The 14,819-nt window shown below is 69.1% G+C and carries 12 protein-coding genes; 6 read left to right on the top strand and 6 right to left on the bottom strand.

The annotated features are described in order from the left end of the window. Positions 1-4: 4 nt before the first annotated feature. Complete coding sequence (locus D7W82_RS23805) at positions 5-748, bottom strand: energy transducer TonB (protein WP_120620545.1); 744 nt, start codon at positions 746-748, stop codon at positions 5-7. Between the two features lie 229 nt (positions 749-977). On the opposite strand from D7W82_RS23805, the gene D7W82_RS23800 reads away from it, so the two are divergent. From D7W82_RS23800 to D7W82_RS23785, 4 genes are all read left to right on the top strand, one after another. Further along, positions 978-4,175: a TonB-dependent receptor gene (locus D7W82_RS23800; protein WP_120620544.1), complete on the top strand. Its 3,198-nt coding sequence runs from the start codon at positions 978-980 to the stop codon at positions 4,173-4,175. Between the two features lie 30 nt (positions 4,176-4,205). Next, positions 4,206-5,003, top strand: coding sequence for a hypothetical protein (locus tag D7W82_RS23795; protein WP_147439498.1), 798 nt, complete (start codon positions 4,206-4,208; stop codon positions 5,001-5,003). Between the two features lie 115 nt (positions 5,004-5,118). After that, complete coding sequence (locus D7W82_RS23790) at positions 5,119-6,663, top strand: radical SAM protein (protein WP_120620542.1); 1,545 nt, start codon at positions 5,119-5,121, stop codon at positions 6,661-6,663. A gap of 98 nt (positions 6,664-6,761) precedes the next feature. Further along, the gene (locus D7W82_RS23785; RefSeq protein ID WP_120620541.1) at positions 6,762-7,700 is read left to right on the top strand and encodes a hypothetical protein; all 939 of its coding nucleotides are present in this window, start codon (positions 6,762-6,764) and stop codon (positions 7,698-7,700) included. Positions 7,701-7,711: 11 nt separating this feature from the next. Here the strand turns inward: D7W82_RS23785 and D7W82_RS23780 are convergent, their stop codons facing one another. Both D7W82_RS23780 and D7W82_RS23775 read right to left on the bottom strand, forming a co-directional pair. Further along, a complete protein-coding gene (locus tag D7W82_RS23780) occupies positions 7,712-8,338 on the bottom strand; it encodes a hypothetical protein (protein WP_233587900.1) in 627 nt (208 codons plus the stop codon). Positions 8,339-8,364: 26 nt separating this feature from the next. Next, complete coding sequence (locus D7W82_RS23775) at positions 8,365-8,940, bottom strand: DUF4920 domain-containing protein (protein ID WP_171424828.1); 576 nt, start codon at positions 8,938-8,940, stop codon at positions 8,365-8,367. An 89-nt stretch (positions 8,941-9,029) separates the two neighbouring features. Here D7W82_RS23775 and D7W82_RS23770 point away from each other — a divergent pair, with 89 nt between their 5' ends. Both D7W82_RS23770 and plsY read left to right on the top strand, forming a co-directional pair. After that, positions 9,030-9,461, top strand: a complete 432-nt coding sequence (locus D7W82_RS23770; RefSeq protein ID WP_120620538.1) for a DUF2752 domain-containing protein — start codon at positions 9,030-9,032, stop codon at positions 9,459-9,461. A gap of 23 nt (positions 9,462-9,484) precedes the next feature. Next, a complete protein-coding gene (gene plsY / locus D7W82_RS23765) occupies positions 9,485-10,063 on the top strand; it encodes a glycerol-3-phosphate 1-O-acyltransferase PlsY (protein ID WP_014394208.1) in 579 nt (192 codons plus the stop codon). Here plsY and D7W82_RS23760 read toward each other — a convergent pair. The 3 genes from D7W82_RS23760 to D7W82_RS23750 all read right to left on the bottom strand — a co-directional run bounded on the left by D7W82_RS23760 (position 9,989) and on the right by D7W82_RS23750 (position 14,743). Continuing rightward, the gene (locus D7W82_RS23760; RefSeq protein WP_120620537.1) at positions 9,989-11,218 is read right to left on the bottom strand and encodes a class I SAM-dependent RNA methyltransferase; all 1,230 of its coding nucleotides are present in this window, start codon (positions 11,216-11,218) and stop codon (positions 9,989-9,991) included. The two genes, plsY and D7W82_RS23760, sit on opposite strands and share 75 nt — an antisense overlap. 42 nt (positions 11,219-11,260) lie before the next feature. Continuing rightward, entirely contained in the window at positions 11,261-11,545 is a 285-nt protein-coding gene (locus D7W82_RS23755; RefSeq protein ID WP_120620536.1) for an antibiotic biosynthesis monooxygenase, read from the bottom strand. Positions 11,546-11,662: 117 nt separating this feature from the next. Next, on the bottom strand, positions 11,663-14,743 hold the full coding sequence (locus tag D7W82_RS23750) for a DNA translocase FtsK 4TM domain-containing protein (protein ID WP_120620535.1): 3,081 nt from the start codon (positions 14,741-14,743) through the stop codon (positions 11,663-11,665). Positions 14,744-14,819 lie beyond the last annotated feature (76 nt).

The following is a 14,819-nucleotide window of genomic DNA, read 5'->3' as shown; positions in this document are numbered from 1 at the left end:
TGGATCAGCGCGGCAGCTTCAGGTTGAAGTTGAACGTGTACTGCACTTCGACCGGCCTGCCCTGGAACGTGACCGGCTTGTAACGTGAGGCGGTGAGCACGTCCATCACGGCCTGCTCCATGTGAGGGAGCGGCTTGATCGTGCGGCAGCGCTCGACCTTTCCCTCGGTCGTGATCACGCACTTCACGATCATCAGGCCCTGCACGCGCGCTTCAATGGCCTCACGCGTATAGGACACTTCCGGACCCGCGATCTTCTCAGGACGCGTCATGCCCTGGCCGAACGCCAGCACGTCCGTGCCCGTTCCACCCAGCTGACCGCCCACCACGCCACCGATCACGCCACCCACCACGCCACCCACCACACCGCCCGCGACGCCACCTTCCACGCCACCCTCGACCTCGGACTCGCTCGCCTCTTCCTCGGGCTCGGGCGCGGTCTCCGTCTCCTCCGGCTTCTGCTGAGGGATCTCCTTCGGCTGCACGATCACGTCCTTGGGCTTCTTGGGCGTGACCTTCTTCTCCGTCTTCGGCTTCGACGCCGGGGGAGGAGGCGGAGGCGGAGGCGGCGGAGGCGCCATCGTGGCCTTCAGCGTGACCTCGACCTCCTTCTCCTCCACGGGAGGCGGACGCGTGGAGAGATAGGCCACAAGACCCAGCAGGCCAACGTGGAGCAGCGTGGAGACGCCGGCACCCACGCCGAAGCGCGACCTGGGTCCTTGCCCGCGGTCAAGGACTGAATCGAACATGCACGTAACTCCTCTTCACCAGTGGACTACCCGTCCCCGCCATGCCCGGATTGAAGGGCGGCCACCATACAGAAAAGGGTTCCGGGTTCAAGCAACCGTGTATGAAGCCGCTGCGTGATCGCGCAATGCCGCACTGGTCACCAAAAAGCAACGGTCTATTGACAACTGCTTGACCTCGGATATTTTCCGGAGTCATTTTCGGTTGCAGCCCACCTTGGAGGGGTTTGGTATGCAAGTGAAACAAGTACTTCGGGAAACCGGAGTCGTCCTTGCTGCGGGTCTGTTGTACGGATCCGCGGCTTTCGCGCAGTCCAGCGTCATCATCGGAACTGTCCTCAACACTGAGGACAAGAAGCCGGCAGCTGATGTCGTTGTGACCGCCACCTCGCCCAACCTGCAGGGCGAGCAGACCGTGGTTACCGACGCACAGGGTAACTACCGTATTCCCCAGCTCCCGCCGGGCACGTATACGTTGCGGTTCGAGAAGGAGACGTTCAAGCCTTACGCCCGCCCCGAAATCCAGCTGCTCCTCAACCGCACCATCCGCGTGAACGTGGAGCTCCTGCCGGACTCCTTCACGCAGACGGTGGACGTTATTGGTACGCCGCCGACGATCGACGTCGGTTCGACGAACCAGGGCGTCAACGTTGATCAGGAGTTCATCAAGCGCATCGCGGTGGCCCGTCCGGTCGGCAAGGGCGGCGCGACGCGCTCGTTCGAGTCCCTGGCCGAGCTCGCCCCTGGCGCCCAGTCCGACCAGTACGGCGTGTCCATCAACGGCACGACCTCGCCTGAGAACGGCTACGTGGTGGACGGTCTGTCCACGAACGACCCGGCCTTCGGCGTGAACGCCAGCCCGCTGAGCATCGAGTTCGTGCAGGACGTGAACATCATCACCGGCGGTTACATGCCGGAGTTCGGTCGCTCCACGGGCGGTGTGATCAACGCGGTGACCCGGTCCGGTTCCAACGAGTTCCACGGCTCCGTGTTCGCCAACTGGACGCCGGGCACCCTGGAAGGCAAGCGCAAGCTGGTCATCGAGGACGGCACCACGATCACCGGCCTGAACGCCCTGAGCAACCTGGGCGACTTCGGCGCCACCCTCGGCGGTCCCATCCTCAAGGACAAGCTCTGGTTCTTCGCCGGCTTCGCGCCGTCGTTCCAGCGCTACGAGCACACCCGCGCCCTCAACGCCTTCACGCTGGATGACAACGGCGCGGTGGCGAAGGATGCGAACGGCTTCAGCGTCGTCCAGGAGATCCCGGGTTCCCAGCGGTCGTACTTCGCTGACTCCCGCACGATCCAGTTCATGGGCAAGCTGACGTACCTCATCAACCAGGACCACAACGTGTCGTTCGCCATGAACGGCACCCCGACCGTGTCGGGTGGTCTGGGCAAGCTGCGGATCGACCCCCGTTCGGGCGGTCTGCCGGCGGCGCAGGCCGTGCGTCCCGAGGACATCGGTCAGACTGAGACGCGCGCCAACACCACGGCGCTCGCCCTCAAGTACGCCGGCGCGTTCATGGACAAGAAGGTCCTGGTCGACGCCAACCTCGGTTGGTTCCACCAGACCGCGGGTACGTCTCCGGCGGACGGCACCGCCATCGGCTCGACGGACGGCCTGGCCGGCTACTCGCTGGCTCAGTACACCCGTCGCCGTCCGATCACCACGTTCGAGAGCGTCCCCAACGCCGCGGAGTTCTGCGGCACGACCACGGCGGAGCAGGCCGTGCGTTGCCCGGTGACGAACTACCTCGTGGGCGGCCCCGGCTTCATGTCCGAGGCGACGCTGGATCGCTACCAGATCAACGCCAAGGCCACCTACCTGCTGAACGCCCTGGGCACGCACGTGTTCAAGGCGGGCGTGGACACGGAGTTCCTGACCTTCGACCAGAAGAAGGCCTACTCCGGTAGCGTGTTCCTCCAGGAGGCCGGCTCGCTCAGCGACGTGCAGCTCAACGGCGTGACCCGGCGCATCTGGTCGGACAACCGCCGCTACGGCTACCAGACGGCCCCGGACACCCCGGTGTTCGAGACCCTGCAGCAGTCCTCCACGAGCGGCACCACCATCGGTGGTTTCCTCCAGGACAGCTGGTCCATCGCCAACCGCGTCACCCTGAACCTGGGCGTGCGCTACGACGTGCAGTCCATGTACGGCGGCGACGGCAACCTGGCGCTGAAGCTGGCCAACCAGTGGTCGCCCCGCATCGGCGCCGTGGTGGATCCGTTCGCCAACGGCCGCGCGAAGCTGTTCGTGAACTTCGCCCGTTACTACGAGCAGGTTCCGCTCAACATGATGGACCGCGCCTTCCCGGGTGAACGCCGCTTCGGCGCGCGTCGCTACCTGACGGAGCCGGGGTCGGATGTTCCTGGCTGCGATCCGTCCACGCTGGAAGGCCAGCGCGGCAACTGCTCGGACCGCCAGTACATCGTGCCGCGCTCCGAGGCCACGCTGAACTCCAACCAGTACTTCAGCGGCGGTCTGGTGCAGAGCGAGCCGGTCGATCCGGACATCGAGCCCCAGTCCTCCGACGAAGTCGTGGTCGGCGGCGAGTACGAGCTCCTGGCGAACACCCGCCTGGGCGCGACCTACACGCACCGCGACATGGGCAAGGTCATCGAGGACATGAGCCGCGATGACGGCAACACGTACTTCCTCGGTAACCCCGGCAGCGGCTTCGCCAAGGAGTTCCCGACGCCGGTGCGTGACTACGACGCGGTCACCGTCTACCTGAACCGCACGTTCACGGATGGCTGGCTGGCGCAGGCGAGCTACACGTGGTCCCGCCTGTACGGCAACTACCCCGGTCTGTTCCGTCCGGAGAACAACCAGCTCGACCCGAACATCCTCGCGGACTTCGACCTGGTGGCCCTCCTGAACAACCGCTCGGGTCTGCTGCCCTTCGACCGTACGCACGCCATCAAGGTGTTCGGCGCCAAGGAGTTCAACATCTCCAACGCGCTGTCGGCGAGCATCGGTCTGTCCTACCGCGGCAACTCCGGTACGCCCATCAGCTACCTCGGCGCGTACCCGGGCTACGGCCAGGATGAGACGTTCATCCTGCCGCGCGGCAGCGGCGGTCGCACCCCGTGGATCAACAGCGTTGACTCCAACGTGGGCGTGAACTACCGCGTCAGCAAGGACAGCGTGGTGTCCTTCACCCTGGACGTGTTCAACCTCTTCAACTTCCAGGGCGTGGACAGCGTCGACGAGTCCTACACGTTCTCGCAGGTGCTCCCGGTCTACGATGCGAAGACGGGCAAGTCGGGCACCGTGGCGGACCTGCCGACGGCTGACAGCCCTGGCAACGTCCCGGGCGCCGGTGGCGGCACGCTGGCGTTCGAAGACGTGAACCAGAACTACAAGAACCCGGACCGTTACCAGGCCCCGCGGCAGATCCGCTTCGGTGTCCGGTACACGTTCTAGTCACCCGACCAAGTGAGGAAGATCAGCATCATGCGCAAGAGCATTCTTTCATCGCTGGTAATGGTGGCGGCCGCGGGCAGCCTGACTGCCTGCGACGTCGAGCAGCCGGATCCGGGTTGCATCGTCCAGGACGCGAGCTTCGCGAACTGGTGGGCGAAGTACGACGTGGTGAGCGGCCCGACCCGTGCGGATGGCACTGCCTGCACCGCGGCCGAGGCGCTCGAGGTGGGTGACAACCTGGGCGTGTGGAAGTTCGCGGACCCGAAGACGGGGAGCAACATCCTCGTGGTTCGGCCGCAGTACATGGCCCGGCTGGGTTCTGCGGACGCGAACAACACGTTCGACAGCCTCCAGGTCACCGGTGACCTGAGCGCGGACACGACGGACGACTTCTGCCTGGCTCCGTCGTTCAATACGGCCACCGTGAACCCCACGACGGCCGGAGTGACCTCATCGATCGCCTACACGCTCGCGAACGTGAAGGTGTACTCGTCGCCCAGCTCTCCGGGCACCCAGATGACGGGTGAGGTCACGTTCACGCGCAATGGCTGCACCTCCACGTACGTGATGCGTGCGGTGTGGCCGGCGACCGGCTGCGATCCCCGTGTTGACCAGAACGATCCGGACCAGGGCTTCTCCAACTGCGGCTCGGGCTCGGGCATCAACCCGGACTTCGCCGTGCAGTGCGAGGCGGTCCCGGAGCGCTTCTGGTTCGGCGACTTCCTGACTGAGGAAGAGGCGGCGTACGTCGAGGAGAACGACGAGTTCCCCCCGAGCTACAACGAGGGCCGCTGCATCCCGTCGAACAAGATCCCGTCTTTCAAGTAGTCGGCACTGACCGACCCTGAAGGCCAACGCGGCCCCGGCAGCCCCTCCCCCACGTGGGAGTGGCGGTCCGGGGCCGCGCTGTTGTTAGGTGTCTGGAATCCACGTCGGGAGGACCATGGAGGGCCGTTACGAACTCATCGAGCACGTCTGCTCACTGCTGGCGGACGAAGCAGGGACGCTCCGCAAGGAGGCGCCCTACCGGGTCGCGCTCTGCTACCCGAGCCCCTACCACGTGGGCATGAGCTCGCTGGGCTACCAGGCCATCTACCGGGAGGTGCATGAGCACGCGGGCGCGACCGCCGAGCGTGTCTTCCTTCCCGATGATGTCGAGACATACAAGAGAACACGGACGCCATTGTTTACCTGGGAATCCCAGGCACCCGTGTCTAGCTTTGAAATGCTTGCCTTTTCAGTTGCCTATGAATTGGAGCTTTCAGGTTTGTTCACGATGTTGGATTTGTCTGGTTTGCCAGTTCTTTCATCGGAACGGGATGCCAGACATCCGCTGGTGGTGGCGGGCGGCCCGCTGACGTTCTCCAACCCGGATCCGCTGGAGCCCTTCGTGGACGTGCTCGTCCAGGGGGAGGCGGAGGATCTGATCCACGTGCTGCTGGAGGCCGCGGCCTCCATGGAGCGCGAGGCGCTGCTGGATCACCTGGCGAAGGTCCCCGGCTTCCGGGTGCCCGGGCGGGGTGGGGCGCGCTACCATGTGGCGAAGGCGACGGACGCCCGGCTGCCGGCGCGCACGCAGATCATCACGCCCCACACGGAGCTCCGGTCGATGTTCCTCATCGAGCCGGAGCGGGGCTGCTCCCGGGGCTGCCACTACTGCGTCATGCGCCGCACCACGAACGGCGGCATGCGCACGGTGCCTCCGGAGCGCATCCTGTCGCTCATCCCGGAACATGCGAAGCGCGTGGGGCTGGTGGGCGCGGCGGTGACGGACCACCCGCGCATCGTGGAGCTGCTGCGCACCCTCGTGGACTCGGGGCGCGAGGTGGGCGTGTCCTCGCTGCGCGCGGACCGGCTCACGCAGGAGCTGGTGGATCAGCTCCGGCGGGGAGGGGCGACGAACCTCACGGTGGCCGCGGACGGGGCGTCCCAGAAGATGCGGGACCTGGTGGACCGCAAGCACTCCGAGGAGCAGATTCTCCGCGCGGCCCGGTTCGCTCGCACGGCGGGCATGAAGCAGCTCAAGGTCTACAACGTGGTGGGCCTGCCCCATGAGGAGGACGCGGACATCGACGAGTTGATCCGCTTCACCACGGAGCTGTCGCGCATCCTGCCGGTGGCGCTGGGGGTCGCGCCCTTCGTGGCCAAGCGCAACACGCCGCTGGACGGGGCGCCCTTCGCGGGCCTGCGGGAGGTGGAGCACAAGCTGGAGCGGCTGCGCAAGGGGCTGCGGGGGCGGGCAGAGGTGCGGCCCACGTCCGCGCGCTGGGCCTGGGTGGAGTACATGCTGGCCCAGTGCGGTCCGGAGGCGGGGCTCGCGGCCATGGACGCCTGGCGCGCGGGCGGCAGCTTCGCCGCGTGGAAGCGGGCCTTCCAGGAGCGCGGGTGCGAGCCGTACATGGCCCGCCGGGTGGAGGACGGGCGGCGCCAGCCCACGGTGTGGCCCATCGTGCCGGGCCGCCCGCCGCCCCAGCCGTCCGCCGCCTGACGGGGCCCGCAAAGGCCGTATTCGCCGGGCTCCGCTTTCGCTAGAAGACGGCCAGCGGGGCCGATGGCCGGCACTCGCATGGCCTCGGAGAGCATCTGGTGAGCACGCAGCGCGTGGAAAAGTCGTGGCAGAAGACGGGCCTCAAGGACTACTCGACGGAGGCCCTGCTGGGCACGCTGGGGCACTACGGCATCCCGGTGGGTGAAGAGGACTACCGCAAGCTGGCGGAGTCCGCCTATCCGCTCGGCATCGCCCAGCAGTGGGCGGCGAAGTGGAAGGGCACCGGCCCCTTCAAGGACTACGTCGTGGCCGCGGCCGTGGAGCTGTGGCGCCGGTGGATGCCGGACCGCGTGTCCCCGCAGGAGTTCACCACGGCCCTGGCGACGCTGATGCAGGTGCTCGTGCACAAGCTCAACGGCGCGAAGGAGGCCCCGGTGGCCTCCGGGTTCGAGCACGTGAAGACGCTGCGCTCGAAGCTGGCGGTGGATGACAAGGGCGCGCTGCCCCAGCCGTTCCTCCAGGAGGCGCTGGCGCCCTTCTCGGAGAAGGACGCGGAGCTGTTCGACAGCCTGGCGGAGTCGCTGGCCGCGCAGGGCCACCTGGACGACGCCACGGCGTTCGCCGAGGTGGAGGAGTTCCTGCTGCCCGACCGGCGCGGCATCTCCCAGGCGGTGGTGCGCGCCGCGAAGGGCGAGCGCGAGCCCGCCATCCAGGACCTCAAGAACCTCATCCACGACACGGCGCGCGCGCCCATCTCGCGCCTGCTGGCGGTGGACGGCCTCATCCACCTGCAGGCCTGGATCGACGCGTCCGTCGAGGGCCGCGGCCTGCTGGCGGAGGCGGAGAAGGCCAACGACATCCACCTGGCGCTGGACCTGGTGCCCCGCCTGGAGCACATCTTCAAGCAGCAGAACGACCGGTCCGCGCTCCTGGAGCTGATGGGCACGCAGGAGCGGCTGGAGGCCCTGCACGACAAGATGCACCCGGGCCACCGGGCGCACCGCCACCAGCACGCGCAGCCGCAGCGCCGCCGCTAGTCGGCCGGGCTTCAGGTCCCCGTGCGCCGGGGGCTCCGGGCTTCCGGGGCCTCGGGCGCTTGGGGTTCGCTGGCCGCGGCGGGCGTCGCGCCTTCCGCGTCCGGCGTGCCGGGCTGTACGCCGGGCTTGTCGCCAGACTTTTCTGGCGCCGCGCGCTTGAGCTTCACGGTGATGACGCCGGGCACGCCTTCCGCCACGTCCCGCACGGGGACGACCGCGCCCACGGTGGTGTAGCGGATGGCGCCCGTCTGGGTGAAGGCGTGCTTGAGGGCGTACTCCTTCGCGCGCGGGAGGAACCACTCGCGCACCCGGGGCAGGGGCAGGGCGTGCAGCTCCCCCTGGGTGAGGAACACGTACAGCATCAGGTCCGCGCCGCTGTAGAGGAAGCAGCCCGGCGTGTCCTTCTCCAGGTTGGAGATGAGCTCGAAGAAGTAGCGGCGGCGGGTGGCCTGGCGGTCGCCCTTCACTTCAATGCCGCGCACCTCTCCGGAGGGCAGCTCCCAGAGCAGGTCCACGCCCCGGTGCTGGAAGCGCGGGTCCAGCTGCACGTCGTGCACGCGCGACCCGGGCTCCGTCTCCAGGAGCCACGCGCGGGCGTGCTGCACGGCCCGGTCGGCCGCGCCCTGCACGCCCCGCATGCTGAAACTGCGGCCTCCCATCGCGGCTAGCGGCGCAGCTCGACGCCGGAGGCCACGAGCTGCACCTCGCGGGGCTTGCCGTCGGTGCCGCGCGGGACGATGGCGCCCTCGGCCTCGTAGTGCTTCGCGTGGGCGTCGCTCAGCTCCGCGACCTTCACCACGCCCTCCACGCGCGCCTGCGAGCCCGCGGAGTCCAGCGGGACGAAGAAGCCGTAGTCCTTGAACGTCACGCGCACGCCGGGGCTCTTGGCGTCCTGGGCCAGCTCCATCCAGCAGCCCTTCTTCTCACACGCCTTGCGCACCTGGCCCTCCACGCGCACGACCTTGCCGTCGTGGGCCTGGGGCCTGGCGAGCAGCTCCGACAGCTTCACCGTCTTCTCGCCCTTGAGGGGCTCGCCGCGGGTGAGCGTCCAGTCGCCAGGGTTCGCGGCCTTGGCGGCCTCGGGCGTCTTCGCGTCGGCGGGGTGGTGGCAGTCGCTCGCCGCGGCTTCGGCCTTGGACGCTTCCGCGGCCTTGGCTGCGGGCTTGGGCGTCTTGTCCGCCGCGAGGGCCACGAGGGGAGCGGCGACCAGCATCACGAGGGCGGTGCGGAGCATGTGCATGCCCGTTCGCTTAGCCCAGGTTTCCGGGGCCCGGCAAGGCACCCCTTCCATCCTCGCGACTTGTCCCGCACACTCGGCGCGAGGTGCGCATGAAGGTCACCATCCCCGCTCCCAACCGCCGGTTGGGCACATTCGAATGGCTCGGGCTCGTCGGGCTCGGGGGGCTGCTCCTGGGGCGCTACGTCCCCGTGGCCCGCATCATCCCGTTCTGGGGTTGTGTGCTGCGCGAGCACACGGGCTGGCCCTGCCTGGGCTGTGGGCTCACCCGCGTGGCGGACCGCGTCGCCCACTTCAACATCCCGGGGGCGTGGGAGGCCAACCCCCTGGGCACCGTGTGCGCGCTCCTGTTCGCGCTGGCCGCGGTGGCGACGGTGCTGCACTTCCTCTTCGCGCTGCCCATCCCGGAGGTGGAGCTGGAGGAGCGCGAGTGGCGGTGGGTGCGCATCGCGTTCCCGCTGGTGTTGCTGGTCAATTACGCCTACGTCGTGGTGCACACCCGTTTCCCGCACCTGCTGTCCTGAAGGGCGGGACCCTGTCCTCTTCCGTGCTCTCCGCCTTCCTCCTGCTGGGCTACCTCTGCGGCTCCGTCCCCTTCGGCGTGCTGCTGACGCGGTGGCTGCGCGGGGTGGACGTGCGCGCCAGCGGCAGCGGCAACATCGGCGCCACCAACGTCACGCGCGTCGCCGGCAAGAAGCTGGGCGCGGTGGTGCTGCTCCTGGACGCGCTCAAGGCCGTGCTGCCCGTGGCGCTGGCCGTGCACTACCTGCCCGGGGACGCGAAGGCGCACGCGCTGGTGGGCCTGGCCGCGGTGCTGGGGCACGTGTACCCGGTGTGGCTCAAGCTCCAGGGCGGCAAGGGCGTGGCGTCCGCGCTGGGCGTGCTGGTGGTGCTGGTGCCCAAGGCGGCGCTCGCGGGGGCCATCATCTACGGGTTGGTGGTGGCCCGGTGGCGCGTGAGCTCCGTGGGCTCGCTGTCCGCGGCGGTGGTCGCCATCGCCACCGCGTTCCTCACCGCGCCCTCCCGCGAGTACGTGCTGCTCACCGCGGGGCTATTCGTCCTGATGCTCTGGACGCACCGGAGCAACCTCCTGCGACTCGCCCGGCGCACCGAGCACCGGCTTTGAGCCGGCAGGCAGCGACGGGGCGCGGTAGCCCAGCAGCGTGCAGGGGATGGGGCCGTTCCACACGTCGCGCCGGGCCATGGGGCGCGCGTGGAAGGCGCTCTCGAAGGCGGGGTTGCCGGACAGCACCCAGACGCGCCAGCCCGGCAGCGCGCGCAAGCTGTCACCCAGCTTGAAGTAGAAGGTCTTCATGCCCTTCTGGCCGCCGGAGCCGAGCCGGTCGCCGTAGGGCGGGTTGGTGAGGACGAGCCCGCCGCCCTCGGGCAGGGGCGGGAGCTTCGTCGCGTCGCCCTCCGCGAGCTGGATTTCCTCGCCCAGGCGCGCGGCCTTCACGTTGCGGTCCGCGGCCTCCAGGGCCTCGTCGCTCTTGTCGAAGCCGAGGATGGGGACCTCCACCTTGCGCTCGTTGCGCCTCGCGTCCGCGCGCAGGTCCGCGAGCAGCTCCTTCGCGCGCGTGCCCAGGTGCGGCCAGCGCTCCACCGCGAAGCCCCGGTTGATGCCCGGGGCCCGCTTGCGCGCGATGAGGCCGCCCTCGATGACGAGGGTGCCCGAGCCGCACATGGGGTCCACCAGCGCCTCCGTGCCGGTGTAGCCCGCGGCGCGCAGGAGGGCCGCGGCCAGGTTCTCCTTCAGGGGCGCGGGGGTGGGGCGCACGCGGTAGCCGCGCCGGTGCAGCGGGTCACCGCACAGGTCCAGGGAGAGGGACAGCTTCTCCTTCACCAGGTGCGCCACCACGGACACGTCCGGGTTGCGCGTGTCCACGTCCGGCCGAGAGCCCAGCTTGTCGCGGAGGCGGTCCACGATGGCGTCCTTCACCTTCAGCGCCACGAAGCCGGAGTGCGCGTGCTCGGTGTCCTTCAGGTTCGCGTCCACCGCGAACGTCACGTTCGTGGTGAGGTGCTCCTCCCACGGCACGCTGGCGACGGCGTCGTAGAGCCCCTGGGCACCATGCGCTTCGAACTCGCCCAGGGGATAGAGCACGCGCATGCCGATGCGGGACCAGAGGCAGACATTGAGGGCCTCGTCGAGCGAGGCCATGAAGCGCACGCCGCCGCGGTCCTGGCGGATGCGCTTCGCGCCGAGCTCCTTCAGCTCCTCGGCGAGCAGGTCCTCGGTGCCGCGCGCGGCGGTGGCGAATAGGGCAAGACGTTCAGCCATGGTGCACCGCCCTTAGACGACCCGGGGCCGATTGGGAACTGCTCAGGTGGCCACGACCTCGTACATCGTGAAGGTGGCGTCCTCCTGGGACGCGCTGGCCCCCTTGGCCCGCTGGAAGTCCTCGGACTGGAAGTAGGCCTTCATGGCGTCCCGGTCCTTCCAGCGCGTGACGAGCAGGATTTCAGGCGAGCGCTCGAACGAACGCAGCACCTCCAGGCCCAGGAAGCCCGGGTAGCCGTCCACGCGCCGCGAGCGCTCCTGGAGCCGGTGGACCCAGCCGTCGGCCTCTTCAGGGGACGCGCGGAAGCGGGAGATGGCGACGATCATTCGGCCGTCCGGAGGAAAGGAGAGCGGGGGCGCCCGGAAGCACTTTCCGTGGCGCCCCCGAGGGGAAAACCGCCGGGGGACGGAGGTCCGTTCCCCGGGTTGCGAAGTGCCGGCGGGCTACATCGCCCCGGCGCCGGGCATGTCGCCCAGGCCGCGCAGCAGCACCTCGCGGGGCTTGGCGCCGTCCGCGGGGCCCACCACGCCGTCGCGCTCCATGCGCTCGATCATGCGCGCCGCGCGGTTGTAGCCGATGCGCATCTTGCGCTGGAGCATGGAGATGGAGACGGAGCGCATCTCGCTGACCGCCGCGAGCGCCTGGTCGTAGAGCTCGTCGGACAGCTCGTCCTCCTCGCCTCCGCCGCCCTCGTTGTCCTCGTCGCGCGGCTTGAGGATGGACTCGTCGAAGACGGGCTTGCCCTGGGCCTTGAGGTGGTCCACCGCCTTCTTGATCTCCTGCTCGGAGACGTAGGCGCCGTGCACGCGCTGCAGGTGGGCGCTCGTGGGCGGCATGATGAGCATGTCGCCCATGCCCAGCAGGGCCTCGGCGCCCACCGTGCCCAGGATCGTCATCGAGTCCGGCTTCGAGCGCAGCATGAAGCTGATGCGCGTGGGGAAGTTGGCCTTGATGATGCCCGTGACGACGTCCGTGGACGGACGCTGGGTGGCGACCATCAGGTGGATGCCGGCCGCGCGCGCCATCTGCGCGAGGCGCGCCACGTAGGTCTCCACCTCGCGGCTGGCGACCATCATCAGGTCCGCGAGCTCGTCGATGATGACCACGATGTAGGGCAGCTTCTTGAGCTCCTTCTTCTCCGTGGAGGCGGCCTCCACCGGCGTGGACTCCTCGCCGTCCTCCTCGAACTCCGCGTCCTCCTCGCCGTCGGCCTCCAGGGTGGGGGCGGGCTCGGAGACGATGGCCTCACGCAGGTCCTCGTCGTCCTCGCGCGGCATGGCCACGCCCAGCCCGTCGCTGGCGGAAGTGGAGGCGACCGACTCCGCGCTGCCTTCCACGACCAGCACCTTCTTGGGCTTCTTCTTCTTCGCGGCGGGCGCGGCGACGGCGGGCTTCTCCTCGGAGGCCTGCGTCTCCACCAGCTTGTTGAAGCCGGCGATGTTGCGCACGCCCGCCTCGGACAGCATCTGGTAGCGGCGCTCCATCTCCTCCACCGCCCAGCGCAGCGCGAGCGCGGCCTTCTTGGGGTCGGTGACGACGGGGAGCAGCAGGTGCGGGATGCCCTCGTAGACGGAGAGCTCCAGCATCTTCGGGTCCACCATGATGAAGCGGACCTCCTCGGGCGTGGCCTTGAGGAGGATGCTCATGATCATCGAGTTCACCGCCACGGACTTGCCGGAGCCGGTGGTGCCCGCGATGAGCAGGTGGGGGGCCTTCACCAGGTCGAAGACGTACGGCATGCCTTCGATGTCCTTGCCCACGCACATGGTGAGCTTGCTGCCGCTCTTCTGGAACGTGTCCTGCTCCGCGATCTCCTTGAGGAACACCGTCTCGCGGTCGCGGTTGGGGACCTCGATGCCGACCACGCCCTTGCCGGGGATGGGGGCGACGATGCGCACGCGCATGGCCTCCATGGCCATGGCCAGGTCGTCCTGGAGCGCGGCGATCTTGCTGACCTTGATGCCGGGCCCGGGCAGGAACTCGTACATGGTGACGACGGGGCCGGGGCGGATCTCCACGACCTCGCCCACGATGCCGAAGTCCGCCAGCTTCGCGCGCAGCTTCTCCGCCGTGACGAGGAACGCGTCCTTGTCCAGCGCGGAGCGCTCCTTCTTGTCCGCCTCCAGCACGTCCAGCGGCGGCAGGGAGAAGCTCTTGCGGTCACCCACGAACTCGAACTGGTCCTGCGGCCGCTTCATGGCGGTGGGCTTGGGCGGCGCCTTGGGCTCCACGATGAGCGGCATGCGCGCCAGCGCGGAGGGCGGCGCGGGGATGAGGGCGTTGCCCGGCGCGGCGGCGGCCGGCTTCTCCGCGGCCAGGGGCTTCGCGGCGGGCTCGGCCGGAGGCGTGAGCGACGCGGCGGGCACGGGCGGCGTGGACGGAGCGGAGGGCGGGGTGACGATCTGCGGCGTCTTGCGCGCGCGGCGGGGCGGCTCGCCCGCGTCCGCGTTGGCGGGCAGCTGCGGCTGGGGCGCGAGGAAGGACGCGGCCCAGGCGGGGTCGGCGCCCGGGGAACGGCGCTCGGCGCGCTCGGGCGGCAGCGAGGGCTGCTCGTCGGAGGCGTCGTCGTTCTCCTCGTCCTCGGCCGGCTCCTCGCGGGCGAGCTTCTTCTCCAGCTTCTCGCGGTCCTTCTGCTCCTTGAGCGCCTTCTTCGCGTTGGCGAGCTGCTCCTTCTCGTTCTGCCGGGCCAGGCGCACGGCCTCCTCGGCCAGGGCTTCGGCCTCGGCGGCCTCGGCCTCGGCGGCCAGGCGCTCCGCCTCGGACAGCTCCTCCTCCTCGGCCTCCAGCTCCGCGAGGAACGCGGCCTCCTCTTCCTTCTCCTGCGCGAGCCGCTCCTGGCGGGCCGCGTAGCTGACCTTCTGCTGCTCCCAGAAGACGTGCGCGTTCTCGGAGATGCGGCGGCCCAGGACGGTGAGGCCGGCCCACACCAGCGAGCACAGCTTGAAGAACGTGTACTGGGTGCCCACGATGAGCGCCGCCGCGCTGATGGCGGTGACGAGGATGATGGTGCCGACGGTGGAGAACATCCCCTCCATCAGGCCGCCCAGGCTCGCGCCCAGCGCGCCGCCGGGCGGGTGGGCCCAGCCCTTGTCCTTGGCGAACATGAGCTGCGCGAGCACGGACACGCTGCAGGTGAGCAGCGCCAGGGAGATGATCTGCGGCATGCGGCGCCGGTCGCGGTTGCCCACGAAGAGCACCACGGCGGTGTAGATGCCGCCCGCGGGGATGAGGTAGGCGCACACGCCCAGCGCGCCGCGCAGGGTCTCCGCGATGAGGTGGCCCATGGGGCCCACCGCGTTGTGGAAGCCGGGCCCCACCCGGTCATGCGCGTCGAACGTGGCGACCGCCAGCAAGGCCAGCAACGAGGCGGCCAGGATGAAGACGCCGATGAGCGCCCGCCTGGCGGGGCTCGCCGCGCCCGGGGCCTTCATCTTCTTGTTGTTGAGCGCCTTGCGGCGCGTCGCGATCTCCTGCCGGGAGAGCACCGCCTTCTCCCCCCGGCCACCCTTCTTTGCCGCTGTCATGGACCCCTGTTCCCTCTGCCCGATTCCAGCCGCGTAGCGAGCTGTAGCAATCCGCCCGGCGAGAATAGGGAGGGAG

The organism is Corallococcus sp. CA049B (assembly GCF_003611685.1).
Lineage (GTDB): Bacteria > Myxococcota > Myxococcia > Myxococcales > Myxococcaceae > Corallococcus > Corallococcus coralloides.
This window is presented reverse-complemented; position numbering and strand designations above follow the sequence as displayed.

Excerpts from the sequence above, each read along its gene's own strand:
- D7W82_RS23805 (WP_120620545.1), bottom strand. The coding sequence starts at position 748 with ATGTTCGATTCAGTCCTTGACCGCGGGCAAGGACCCAGGTCGCGCTTC.
- D7W82_RS23800 (WP_120620544.1), top strand. The coding sequence starts at position 978 with ATGCAAGTGAAACAAGTACTTCGGGAAACCGGAGTCGTCCTTGCTGCG.
- D7W82_RS23795 (WP_147439498.1), top strand. The coding sequence starts at position 4,206 with ATGCGCAAGAGCATTCTTTCATCGCTGGTAATGGTGGCGGCCGCGGGC.
- D7W82_RS23790 (WP_120620542.1), top strand. The coding sequence starts at position 5,119 with ATGGAGGGCCGTTACGAACTCATCGAGCACGTCTGCTCACTGCTGGCG.
- D7W82_RS23780 (WP_233587900.1), bottom strand. The coding sequence starts at position 8,338 with ATGCGGGGCGTGCAGGGCGCGGCCGACCGGGCCGTGCAGCACGCCCGC.
- D7W82_RS23775 (WP_171424828.1), bottom strand. The coding sequence starts at position 8,940 with ATGCACATGCTCCGCACCGCCCTCGTGATGCTGGTCGCCGCTCCCCTC.
- D7W82_RS23770 (WP_120620538.1), top strand. The coding sequence starts at position 9,030 with ATGAAGGTCACCATCCCCGCTCCCAACCGCCGGTTGGGCACATTCGAA.
- D7W82_RS23760 (WP_120620537.1), bottom strand. The coding sequence starts at position 11,218 with ATGGCTGAACGTCTTGCCCTATTCGCCACCGCCGCGCGCGGCACCGAG.
- D7W82_RS23755 (WP_120620536.1), bottom strand. The coding sequence starts at position 11,545 with ATGATCGTCGCCATCTCCCGCTTCCGCGCGTCCCCTGAAGAGGCCGAC.
- D7W82_RS23750 (WP_120620535.1), bottom strand. The coding sequence starts at position 14,743 with ATGACAGCGGCAAAGAAGGGTGGCCGGGGGGAGAAGGCGGTGCTCTCC.